Source organism: Leuconostoc sp. C5 (assembly GCF_056530425.1).
In genome coordinates, this window is record NZ_CP134351.1 from 1,644,246 (window position 1) to 1,655,000 (window position 10,755).

Genomic DNA, 10,755 nt, shown 5'->3' on the forward strand with positions numbered 1-10,755 from the left:
CTTACTCTCAAACAACAATTTCCAAAGCTTACACTGGGTAAATTATTATTTTCTCATCTAAGCATCTGCTGAAATAGAGCTATCAGGCACCATCAACATTTCTAGCCTAAACGCTGAGTAAACTGCTCCTGGATTGAAAGAAACCCATTCCCGTTATCGTTAAGGATAACTTCAACAACTCGCATTGTTATTAGGACTTCCTCCTAATCTATATACGTAGTATAGCATATAAACGCTCCGATTGCAAACGCTTACATTTATGATATATAAACCACCTCAAATGACCAGAAAAGCCAACTCAACAAATTGTGAGTTGGCTTTTTACTAACTGCTCCACTTGGATTCGAACCAAGGACCTGCGCATTAACAGTGCGTTATTCTACCACTGAACTATGGAGCAATGAAATAAACAATGATTAAATTATAATGTATTAATTATTAGTTGTCAACATATTTTTCAGAAAAAAATATGTACTTTCATAATACAATTTTAATAATAAAAAAATCCCCAACAGACAGGACTATATCAAGGAATTTAATTTCAATCGTCTGTTGGGGGTAGTAACGTTGTGAACAAACATTACTATTTTAGTATAGCCACTACTTTAACAATTATTCTAAAAAATGTTAGGTTACTTATCAAGATGAATGTTTCTCAAAAATACTATGATTAATTTGTATCAGAAATTTATCCCCGCAATTTTCGAACATTAAGGATCATTTAACTTAATTATTCGTAAAAAAGCTGACATTATTTCTGCTTGTCGTTTGTCAGTATGTTACAATATCATCAGTACAAATTAAGGAGCTATCATGACATCACGTAAAATCCCTTCAATCATGGGAACGCAACATCCAGATAATGCTAATGCGCCATTCTGGGAAAGTTCTCAGCAACCATTTATCAGTGCCTATCGAGAAACCGGTGAAGCATTTGAAAACTTTAATGAATTAAATGTCGATGAGTATATGTGGGATTGGGAAGGTAAACATGCTGATGCAGCTGTCATTGATCGCTTGTTTAGCACAGAGTATGATTATTTCAAAGATCATCAAATCGGTCGTGACAAGTTTTTAACTTTCCGTTTCCCTAATATTTGGGAAGAAAAAGGCTACAACTTAATGCAAGCGATGACTGCCTTCTTAAGTTCTGAAGACTTCGCCCATGATCTTGGATTCTCTCGACCATTATTTGAAGCTATTCTGCCAATGGCACAGCGTGCAGACCAAATTTTGAAAATGCAAGTTTTGTTTGAAAAATTAGCAAACTTCAAATCAGCAGAATTTACTCGCTCTGATAAAAACACACCCTATATTGAAATGATCCCTCTTTTTGAGGATTTTGAAACGCAATTACATGCACCTGAAATTTTAAAGGAGTATTTAAACCTCCACGAAGAACATTTTGGCTTCCGACCAAAATATATGCGTGTATTCTTAGCCGGATCGGATTCTGCTTTAACAGCTGGATTTATGAGTTCAATTACCGGTAACAAACTAGCAATTGCGCGACTTCATGAGTTTGCTGAAGAAGAAAACATTGAAATTTTCCCAATTTCAGGAACCGGATCAGCAATTTTCCGTGGTGGTTTATCTCCACACCGCATCGATCGCTACGTAACAGAATTTCCAGGAGTACGCACAGCAACTGTTCAATCAGCATTCCGTTACGACTTTCCTATTGAAGAAGTGCAAAAAGGTATCGCTGAATTAAAAGAAAAATTGCCTGTTGCAGAACCATTAAAAATTTCTCTTGATGATCAAAAGATTTTAACTGAGATAGCTGAAGAGTCCGCTAAGTTTTATTCTAATACGCTAGACAATTTGGTTCCTAGCATGCAAGCGATTTTCAAGGCGTTCCCAAAGCGTCGTGATCGCCGTCAACACGTTGGTGTTCTTGGATATTCACGTTCAGTTGATGGTATCGAATTACCAAGGGCCATTAACTTCACTGGCTCATTCTACTCAGTCGGTGTCCCACCAGAATTTATTGGTTTTGGGCGCGCATTGAAGCATTTAGATGCTGATCATTTGAGCGTATTTGTTCGCTCATATCCTAGCATGAGCAAAGACTTTAATGAATTAGCACGCTTCGTTAATATGGATGCTTTGCAAATTCTAAAAACTCAAAATGCTGCTTGGGCCGAAGTTGAAGAAGATATTCTCATCATGCAACGTATTTTCAAGTTTGAAATTGGTCCTCAAACGCGCGAAGAACAACAACATGCTGAAATAGCACTTCAAGTAGTGCAATTTAAAGATGGTGCCCCAGTTGCCATTACAGCCCTTATTAACCGCATGGCACAATTACGACACTTCCTTGGATAAAAAGCCTAAACAGGCTTTTTTTATTTGCTCTCAGTTCGCCTTAACATTGAAATTTTGATACAATGATACTAATTTGTTTGAAAGCAAGAGTCAAAATATGCCAGATTTCCACATTATTAATATAGTACAAGATAAACACCAAGATATACAATCTGCAGATTTTGTCTCTCACGTGAAAAATTCACTGAAGTTTTCTTCGTGGTATGAGGCTACATTTGACGCAGAAATAACTTTTATAGCAAAAAAACTGGCCAAAAACCTACCGGATGAATCATCAAATCATGTTATTTTAGTACTTGGCAACGACAACACCTTGAATGCAGTATTAAATGGACTACTTAGTGTCGAGCGCCAACATCAACTTCCTATTAGTTATATACCTTTGGATCTCCATACTAATTTTACACCCGCGCTCCATCTCAAAGATAAGACAAACGTCTTACCTCAATTGCAGCAAATTCATCATCCTAAATTTTTAAATATTGGCAAAATCTGTGGTGATATACCCAAACAGCAGACCAAATATTTTATTAGTAGTGTTGGCATTGGTTTTGATACTGCACTAACCGAATACAAGAAAAATAGTATTAAAAATACCAGTCCATTCAAACTTAACGTATTAAAGAATCATTTTTTGACCACTAAAGCCTTCTTTAATCAGAAAAGTTTTCCTGTAACGATTAACGCTTGCTCGGAATATTTGCAACTACCAAACTCCTTCCTACTAACCTTAAAAAACAAAGCAACTGCAACATCTACTACTGGCAACCTGCCAGAAACTTCGATAGAAATTATTGTTCTTAGGAAAATGAAGATGATGCAATTTGTCACGGGTATTATTTTCAATCATAAATATTTAAGATCAAACATCATACATCACGTTAACCTATCCCCTGGAGATGCTATTCATGTTCACGATATTCAACCTGGACATATTGATGGCGGACTACTTGGAAATGGTAGTTTTTCATTTAATGTTGATCAACAGTCTTACCCATTTTGGATTTAAATTGCAAAATAAACCCACTAACCTAAGTTAGTGGGTTTATTTAATAGATTGAATCTTGATGAACGTTCAGCTTGCCCAATTACCGTCGTAATCACACGTTTTGAAACAAGATTTTGTCCAAATTCTAATACTAAATCATCTTTATAATATATTGCAGCAATTGCACTAACTAGGGTGGGTACAATGCTGTTAGAATGACCATGAATCAAAGATTTTTCAACTGCTTGCGTGTAACTATCACTATTCAACAAGCTCCAAATAACCGCCTCCAATGTTGGCGAAGCTTTACCATTTAATTCGATTTTATCAGCTGGTATATTTGAAAAATCAGGTAGATTGAGATCATAAAACGCAGTCAGTTCATTCACAAAAACTTGGTGGCGAGAATAATACTCAAATCCAAATGCTAATCCATTTTCTACGGCATCAGATATCAAATGCCCGTCCAATATTTGACTGACAATGAGGCTGAGCATCCCCACACTGACCAGAGCACCTTCGTCATTGTGCGTTAAACCCGCTATTCTATGTAACATCAGCATGGCTGGTTCATCATTAATAAAAGAAACCCCTACTTGATGATATAAATAGAGAGAGACTGGCAGCATACGTGATAGTATATTTTCACTATCAGCATCATCAGTACCAATTCCTGCTGCCAATATGTCTCTATTTTTAGTATAGTTTTCTAACGCCTGCTTGGTCACAACATCCACATCTTGAATTGTTCCCATTGGTGCATATTGGCGCTTTTTGTACCAGTTTTGCAGATGAATCATTACATCTGCTAACTGATAACCTCGTGATAAACTAGCGGTTGTTGTCAGTGCCAAGCTTGTCTGGGTACCCCATCTCAGCTCATGATCTGACTCACCTCGTAACAATTTTTCCTGTTCACGAACTGGCAAATAGGCAATACTTTCGCCTACAGCCATTCCTTTCAACAAAAATTGAATTGTCGATCCTTTTTTAACCATATTTCATTTTATCATGAATTAAAGTAAGTTTTTGATTTCTTTCACCTTATCTAATGATTCCCAAGGAAGATCGATATCCGTACGTCCGAAATGTCCGAATGCAGCTGTCTGCTTATAGATTGGACGACGCAAATTTAAGTTGTTAATAATAGCTAATGGTCTGAAGTCAAACAATTTAGTTATAATTTCATTGATTTTTTCTTCAGAAACTTTGGCTGTACCAAATGAATCAACATTCAGTGATACAGGGCGTGCAACACCAATTGCATATGATACTTGCAATTCCAACTTATCAGCGACCCCAGCCGCAACCATGTTTTTTGCAACATAACGAGCATAGTAAGCGGCAGAACGATCCACTTTTGTAGCGTCTTTACCTGAAAAGGCACCGCCACCATGATGGGCAGCACCACCATAAGTGTCCACAATAATTTTACGTCCTGTTAATCCTGAATCGGCTTGTGGCCCACCTAAAACAAATCTTCCAGATGGATTAATATAATAAATCGTGTCTTCGTCTACCAAATCTTGTGGTAACACTTCATCAATGACATGTTTACGAATATCAGCTCGCAATTGCTCTAGTGTGACTTCGTCATCATGTTGTGTTGAAAGGACCACAGCAGCAATGCGCTTAACTTTATCATTATCATCTAATTCAACTGTTACTTCACCTTTAGCATCTGGTCTTAGATATGGTAAAATTTCGTTTTCACGTGCATCACGAATCTTGCGCATTAAACGATGCGACAAAGCCAACGTCAATGGTAAATAACTGTCTGTTTCGTTAGTAGCATAGCCAAATACCATACCTTGATCACCAGCTCCAAGTTGGTCTGGATCATCTTCTGCATTATCGACAGCTTGTGCAATATCCCCTGATTGCTCAACAATTTTATTAGAAACGTTAACTGAATCGGCAGTAAATCCTAGTTCAGCATGATTATATCCAATTTCACGAATTGTATCTGTCGCGATTTTGCGAATATTAACATAAGCATTCGTGGATAATTCACCAAAAATGGATACATCTCCTGTTGAAGTAGTCACTTCAACCGCTGAACGTGCTTTCGGATCTTGTTCGAGAACTGCATCTAAAATAGCATCAGCTATTTGATCAGCTATCTTATCTGGATGCCCAGCAGAAACTGATTCCGATGTGAAATACTTTGCCATGAATACTCTCCTACGTTTGGTCGTCACCTTTGAATCAAAATAAAAAGCTAAGAGTCGCATAAAAAAGCGCGTTCGACAAGCATAGTCGAACGCGCTAACGTGACGACTATCTGTACAGATGGACCACCATGTCAAAACTGATGAAAATACACTCTCGTAGCTGCTTTTCGTTATTTTGCCGGTTGGTGCAGGGTCATTGTGCTGTATCACTCGCCTACTCTTGATAGCTGTTTTAAATTGTATAGACAATCATATCAAATGGTTCATTAAAAAGCAAATAGCGTTTAAAATATTTCATCTGTAACTATGTCGTTATCAAAACGACAACTTTACAATTCAAATTTACGGTACAATATTAGTCATGGAACAAGATTATTTTCAACAATCAAATATGGCCCATCGCCTGCCAGATGGCCGTTCAATGCCCCGACGCTTAAGCAATGATGCTCAAGACAAACGAAGTTTTGAAAATTTTTATCCGATACATTTTCGTGACCGCCGTTTTTGGATACCACTGTCTGTAATCGTGATTTCCCTAAATATTATTTGGTGGCGATTACCCCTACTCCATACCCAATCTCTTCAAGGTTCCATTACTTGGCAAATTGCACCATTATTTTGCTATACAATAGCAATAGCAGTGGGTATGGCGCTTATGATGACTCAGAACTTCCGTAGTCTGATTAGTTATATTTTTTTTGCTGTTGGTAGCTTGTTCACATTTAGTTCATTAATTCAATCAAGACATGAAATATTCGTCCTATTATTACTCTTATGTGTCTTCTTAGTCATCGTTCAACAACTCTGGCTTGGTTTACAAAATATTCTAGGATTAATTTTACTGGCCGTTCTAGCGACGTTCACAGTGCCTATTGCTATTTTTTATGTACAAAATAATTTTGTAACCGAGAAATTTATTTTGCAATTATTACCCATGTTTTTTAGCTTTATTTTCTATTTCAATCCCATCTTAATGCCAAATCCCGATGGTAGGAAATTGAGTATTTTAACACTTGGTCTATTCTGGGTTATATTGTTCAGCCATCATGTTGGTGTCAGCACTATCTTTGTTGTACTTTTTAGCTTATTGGCTTTTGTACTACAGTTTATGAAGGCTAAGTTGGGTAATTGGCAGAATATGGGCTATATCTTATTACAAGCTTTCTCAATGTTATTGTTATATCATTAAAAAAAGAACACAGACGTGTTCTTTTTTTGCTTACAAATACCAATATTACTTCAATGATAACCAGCCTTCAATCATCTCTGTTAACCTAAGTTCAGCCGTCTGTCCTTTTAGCCAGACTAATCCAGGTATTTGATGACGCAAATAGGTTAATTGTCGCTTTGCGTACCGCCTAGAATCTTGTTGCAGTTGATTAATAGCTTTATCCAAAGTTACCTGATCGCGTAAGTAAGGGAAAAACTCCTTATAACCGATGGCCTTCCCTGATTGTAGTTTTTCCCCGCCAGCGTCCAGAATTGTCTGTGCTTCCCTCAACACGCCATCTTGAACCATTTGTGTAACACGGTTATTGATACGTTCATAAAGTAGCTCACGGGGCCAATCAAGGCCTATAACCAGCGCATCATACTTTGGCCGTTGTGTTAATTTTGCATCTTTTTTCCCATATTTTGCAATTTGAATTGCCCTAATAACGCGTTGCTTGTTTTTTAAATCTACTTTTTGAGCACGATTAATATCTAAATATTTTAATTCAGCAACTAATTTGTCTAGTTCATAAGCATTTAATTTATGCACTTCTTTCGTATCGCTTGCGGCGTATTCTAGTTCTTGAAAGCCTAACAAAGCTTTAACGTATAACCCAGTGCCACCCACAATAATTGGTAATTTTCCTCGTGAAATGATATCAGCGATCACTTTATCTGCAGCAATAATAAAATCGCCCACAGAGTAATTAGCTGTTAAATCTACAATGTCAATTAAATGATGCGGAACAATGTTTTGTTCCTCTTTAGTCACTTTGGCAGTTCCGACGTCCAAGTTGCGATAAATTTGCATCGAATCAGCTGATACAATTTCACCGTTGAGACGTTGTGCCATCTGAATAGATAAGCTGCTTTTCCCAGAGGCTGTTGGCCCAGTCAACACTACTATTTTATTCATTAACTTTTTGTATCTCCTTACGTATTCGACAGGCCAACGCTACTTGATTTGTGATGATTCCCGGTAATTTTGCTTTGAATACAGCGCGCATATCTTCTTCCTTGTCAACCGTCCAAGGGCGAATGGGCAATCCTATACGCCAAAATAATTTTGGCTTTCTTTTTAGTATTCTAATATCAGGATGTACAAATTTAAATACACCAATAATTTTTAACCACCAAACTTTGGGCGAAGGCCAAAATACTAGTGCAGCGATTTTAGCATTAGGTTGAAGCTTCCGTATTATTTTTAATGATTTTAAATTGAAGCTTTGATAAGTAATACCATATGTCGGATCAAACTGATTCACTAAATTTAGAACTTCTTGCTCAATGCCTGGATAGTCAATATGATCTGTTTTTATTTCTAAAAGTAGCGTTTTACTAAACTTTTCATTTTTTAAAAAAATTAATAATTCTTCTAGTGTTGGGATTGAAACATTATTCATCATTGGCTGTTTATAACTGCCTGCATCCAACATTTTTATTTCTGCTAGAGTTAGTTCCTTTACTAAACCAGTCCCATTGGTTGTTCGATCTACTGTTTCATCATGGATAACTACAAGATACCCATCTTTAGTACGATGTACATCAGTTTCAAGCATATCAATATCATATGCCAAGGCTGCCTCAAAAGCAGGTAGTGTGTTCTCTGGAGCAACGATTCGATATCCGCGGTGTGCTATTATTTCTGTCATGTTTTACCCAATCATAGTTATTTACAAATGCGCTGAAATGGTTGATAATAGTACTTAAAGAAACTTAAGAAAGTGGAAAAAATATGAAATCATTTAAATTAGGTGTTATCATTGGAACTTTTGGAACAGCTGCTGCAGTTGCTGGAAGTGCTTTAGTATATCGTCACAAAGTCATCAAGCCTATTGAAAAGGCAGAAGAAGAGTACAATGAAGTCTCTAAAGCAGCTATCAGAAGAAGCGTTGCTGCACATCAATCACGATACTAAGAAAAAGAACCGCACTATTGCAGTTCTTTTATTTTGTCTTTTTACCTTCATAACGATTAAAACCGCCTCGTAATATGAAAACCTTATCTTTTTCAAAACCTTGTTTGCTTAATGATTTAGCAGCTCGCACAGCGTCACGAAGGTTATCATCGTATAAAAAAATATCGCGATCTTTACGCAAACCAGATTTTCCCTGCAAAAAATTCATAGCAACAATGTTTCGAGATCCTAAAATGTGTGATCGTTTATACAACGTACTTTCACGTACGTCAATAATTTGACCATTATCGGCTTCTAGTTTTTCAGTAAATTCAATGGGCTTTAACAATGTCCCATGCATTTTTGCCGAGACAAACACCCAAAGCCAACCAGCAAATGAAAACAGAATCCATGCAAATGCAATTGTCGCTACCAATAATAATATGTTATTCATATTTTTCCTCTTTAACCTCTTAAATAATCTTATTTAATTGTACCAAAAAAAAAAACGCTTTGTAGCGTTTAAGAAAATAAACTTTTAATTTTTTCAAGTGCCTCATGCTTCAATATAAGTTGTCCATGTTCATGCAAAACCTCATGTGTAACATGGCTGATACGAGAAAATTCTAAAGCAATTGCCAATTCATTTTTTAATTGTTCTTGACTGACAGAATGATCCGGAACTAATAGATTTAAATAATACGCACCCTCATACAAATATAGGTCAGAGACTAAATTTTCGATTTTAAGGCTATTCGCAATAGCAATAGCATTCTCAAAATCTGATAACGCCAATATTACTTGCGTATTTTCAAAGTTCTCTTGAGAACCATCTTTATGATCACTTGAAGATACTTTTGATTTCACAATATCTCCTTTATCTGATTGACGCAATTCTTGACGTCTCTTGTCAGAAATATTATCAATATTTGCCGGTTGCTTACTAGAAAAATTAGTAATATTATCTAATATGTCAGAAATTTTGTTTTCTTCATCTAGTCGTGAAATGAATAATTCCAATCCATTACGGTTTGGTAAAATTTGAAACGAAACTTGATCATCATCTTCAAAATCATGCTCAGTATCTACTTCAGACAAAATATTATAAAAAAAAGATTCGATTTTTTCATGATTACCTAATAATTCCATTACAGTAATTCCACGATCTTTTAAATCAGAATTATCAATCATAACACGGATTGTATTTTCATTAATTCTTTCCTTTTCCATATTAATATTCCTTTCAAAATTTATAGATCAGAGCTGATATTTCATTCAAAAAGATCTCACACTTCTTCAACAACTAGGTTCTTCGCTTCTTCCTCAAAGTCAGCCTTATATGTTGCACGAATTAATTCGCGCTGCCGCACAGTCCGTGGCAAAAAGCGACGAATTTCATCCTCATTGTAACCCACTTGCATGCGCCGATCATCAATAATTATTGGTCGCTTAAGTAATGAAGGATATTCCACAATCAACTTAATCAACCCATTTATAGTAAGATCCTCTAAACACATATCTAAATTTGCAAAAACTTTTGAACGTCTAGAAATTATTTCATCCGTACCATCTTCAGTTAAGCGCAACATTTTACTCACTTCTTCTGCTCGTAATGGTTCTTTACTTAAATTTCTTTCAAGGTAGGAAATATTGTGTTCTTCCAACCACTGCTTCGCTTTTCTGCATGAGGTACAACTCGGTGATAAAAATAATGTAACCATAAGAATGTTGACCTCCCAAAAATCTTAGTAATTACATTATACCGTAATTACTGACCAAAGTACATGAACCTAGTACAATCAACTTACAAAAAAGAAGTACCTCAAATGAGATACTTCTTTTCTATGTACGGCACCGCATCGTCCTATCCTCGCAGGAAGCGATCCTCCAACTACTTTCGGCGCTATAGAGCTTAACTTCTGTGTTCGGTATGGGAACAGGTGTGTCCTCTATGCTATCGACACGACACCTTGAGTGTTAGCCACTCAAAACTAAATAGTAACAAATTCTTCTTCTATCCTAAACCACTCATAATTGCTTATTCGAATATTTCTATCCGTTAGACTTTGGTTAAGTCCTCGACCTATTAGTACTAGTCCGCTCCATTGATCACTCAACTTCCACTTCTAGCCTATCTACCTCATCATCTCTAAGGG

General features: G+C 36.4%; 11 protein-coding genes, 1 tRNA gene and 2 rRNA genes (1 of these 14 cut by a window edge). 4 read left to right on the top strand and 10 right to left on the bottom strand.

The annotated features are described in order from the left end of the window. Positions 1–328 precede the first annotated feature (328 nt). Positions 329–400, bottom strand: a tRNA-Asn gene (locus RHP56_RS08390). A gap of 413 nt (positions 401–813) precedes the next feature. Between RHP56_RS08390 and ppcA the strand changes: the two genes are divergently transcribed. Beyond that, positions 814–2,328 carry a phosphoenolpyruvate carboxylase gene (ppcA, locus tag RHP56_RS08395; protein WP_014325070.1) on the top strand — a complete coding sequence of 505 codons (1,515 nt, stop codon included), beginning with the start codon at positions 814–816 and terminating at the stop codon, positions 2,326–2,328. A gap of 97 nt (positions 2,329–2,425) precedes the next feature. Beyond that, a complete protein-coding gene (locus RHP56_RS08400) occupies positions 2,426–3,337 on the top strand; it encodes a diacylglycerol kinase family protein (RefSeq protein ID WP_048592362.1) in 912 nt (303 codons plus the stop codon). A gap of 17 nt (positions 3,338–3,354) precedes the next feature. Here the strand turns inward: RHP56_RS08400 and RHP56_RS08405 are convergent, their stop codons facing one another. Together RHP56_RS08405 and metK are read right to left on the bottom strand one after the other, a co-directional pair. Continuing rightward, on the bottom strand, positions 3,355–4,314 hold the full coding sequence (locus RHP56_RS08405; RefSeq protein WP_011680313.1) for an ADP-ribosylglycohydrolase family protein: 960 nt from the start codon (positions 4,312–4,314) through the stop codon (positions 3,355–3,357). Positions 4,315–4,332: 18 nt separating this feature from the next. Next, entirely contained in the window at positions 4,333–5,490 is a 1,158-nt protein-coding gene (metK, locus tag RHP56_RS08410) for a methionine adenosyltransferase (RefSeq protein ID WP_011680314.1), read from the bottom strand. 361 nt (positions 5,491–5,851) lie between these two features. Between metK and RHP56_RS08415 the strand changes: the two genes are divergently transcribed. Continuing rightward, complete coding sequence (locus RHP56_RS08415) at positions 5,852–6,679, top strand: hypothetical protein (protein ID WP_102753486.1); 828 nt, start codon at positions 5,852–5,854, stop codon at positions 6,677–6,679. A gap of 45 nt (positions 6,680–6,724) precedes the next feature. Here RHP56_RS08415 and miaA read toward each other — a convergent pair whose 3' ends face one another. Together miaA and RHP56_RS08425 are read right to left on the bottom strand one after the other, a co-directional pair. Next, positions 6,725–7,618 (bottom strand): tRNA (adenosine(37)-N6)-dimethylallyltransferase MiaA, encoded by an 894-nt coding sequence (miaA, locus tag RHP56_RS08420; RefSeq protein ID WP_102753487.1) that lies wholly within the window; start codon positions 7,616–7,618, stop codon positions 6,725–6,727. Next, positions 7,611–8,354: a glycerophosphodiester phosphodiesterase family protein gene (locus RHP56_RS08425; protein WP_042251491.1), complete on the bottom strand. Its 744-nt coding sequence runs from the start codon at positions 8,352–8,354 to the stop codon at positions 7,611–7,613. Before RHP56_RS08425 ends, miaA begins: the two co-directional genes overlap by 8 nt. 83 nt (positions 8,355–8,437) lie before the next feature. Between RHP56_RS08425 and RHP56_RS08430 the strand changes: the two genes are divergently transcribed. After that, complete coding sequence (locus RHP56_RS08430) at positions 8,438–8,620, top strand: DUF3042 family protein (protein ID WP_002815399.1); 183 nt, start codon at positions 8,438–8,440, stop codon at positions 8,618–8,620. A 28-nt stretch (positions 8,621–8,648) separates the two neighbouring features. Here the strand turns inward: RHP56_RS08430 and RHP56_RS08435 are convergent, their stop codons facing one another. The 5 genes from RHP56_RS08435 to RHP56_RS08455 all read right to left on the bottom strand — a co-directional run. Continuing rightward, positions 8,649–9,053 (bottom strand): rhodanese-like domain-containing protein, encoded by a 405-nt coding sequence (locus RHP56_RS08435; RefSeq protein ID WP_011680317.1) that lies wholly within the window; start codon positions 9,051–9,053, stop codon positions 8,649–8,651. Positions 9,054–9,121: 68 nt separating this feature from the next. Continuing rightward, positions 9,122–9,829: an adaptor protein MecA gene (locus RHP56_RS08440; RefSeq protein ID WP_011680318.1), complete on the bottom strand. Its 708-nt coding sequence runs from the start codon at positions 9,827–9,829 to the stop codon at positions 9,122–9,124. 56 nt (positions 9,830–9,885) lie between these two features. Beyond that, positions 9,886–10,320 carry a transcriptional regulator Spx gene (gene spx, locus RHP56_RS08445; protein ID WP_014325076.1) on the bottom strand — a complete coding sequence of 145 codons (435 nt, stop codon included), beginning with the start codon at positions 10,318–10,320 and terminating at the stop codon, positions 9,886–9,888. 130 nt (positions 10,321–10,450) lie between these two features. After that, positions 10,451–10,567 (bottom strand): 5S ribosomal RNA (gene rrf, locus RHP56_RS08450). A 98-nt stretch (positions 10,568–10,665) separates the two neighbouring features. Continuing rightward, positions 10,666–10,755 (bottom strand): 23S ribosomal RNA (locus tag RHP56_RS08455) (it continues 2,826 nt past the right edge of the window).

Bases quoted from the DNA above. Each gene is read 5' to 3' on its own strand.
- ppcA (WP_014325070.1), top strand. From the start codon at position 814: ATGACATCACGTAAAATCCCTTCAATCATGGGAACGCAACATCCAGAT.
- RHP56_RS08400 (WP_048592362.1), top strand. From the start codon at position 2,426: ATGCCAGATTTCCACATTATTAATATAGTACAAGATAAACACCAAGAT.
- RHP56_RS08405 (WP_011680313.1), bottom strand. From the start codon at position 4,314: ATGGTTAAAAAAGGATCGACAATTCAATTTTTGTTGAAAGGAATGGCT.
- metK (WP_011680314.1), bottom strand. From the start codon at position 5,490: ATGGCAAAGTATTTCACATCGGAATCAGTTTCTGCTGGGCATCCAGAT.
- RHP56_RS08415 (WP_102753486.1), top strand. From the start codon at position 5,852: ATGGAACAAGATTATTTTCAACAATCAAATATGGCCCATCGCCTGCCA.
- miaA (WP_102753487.1), bottom strand. From the start codon at position 7,618: ATGAATAAAATAGTAGTGTTGACTGGGCCAACAGCCTCTGGGAAAAGC.
- RHP56_RS08425 (WP_042251491.1), bottom strand. From the start codon at position 8,354: ATGACAGAAATAATAGCACACCGCGGATATCGAATCGTTGCTCCAGAG.
- RHP56_RS08430 (WP_002815399.1), top strand. From the start codon at position 8,438: ATGAAATCATTTAAATTAGGTGTTATCATTGGAACTTTTGGAACAGCT.
- RHP56_RS08435 (WP_011680317.1), bottom strand. From the start codon at position 9,053: ATGAATAACATATTATTATTGGTAGCGACAATTGCATTTGCATGGATT.
- RHP56_RS08440 (WP_011680318.1), bottom strand. From the start codon at position 9,829: ATGGAAAAGGAAAGAATTAATGAAAATACAATCCGTGTTATGATTGAT.
- spx (WP_014325076.1), bottom strand. From the start codon at position 10,320: ATGGTTACATTATTTTTATCACCGAGTTGTACCTCATGCAGAAAAGCG.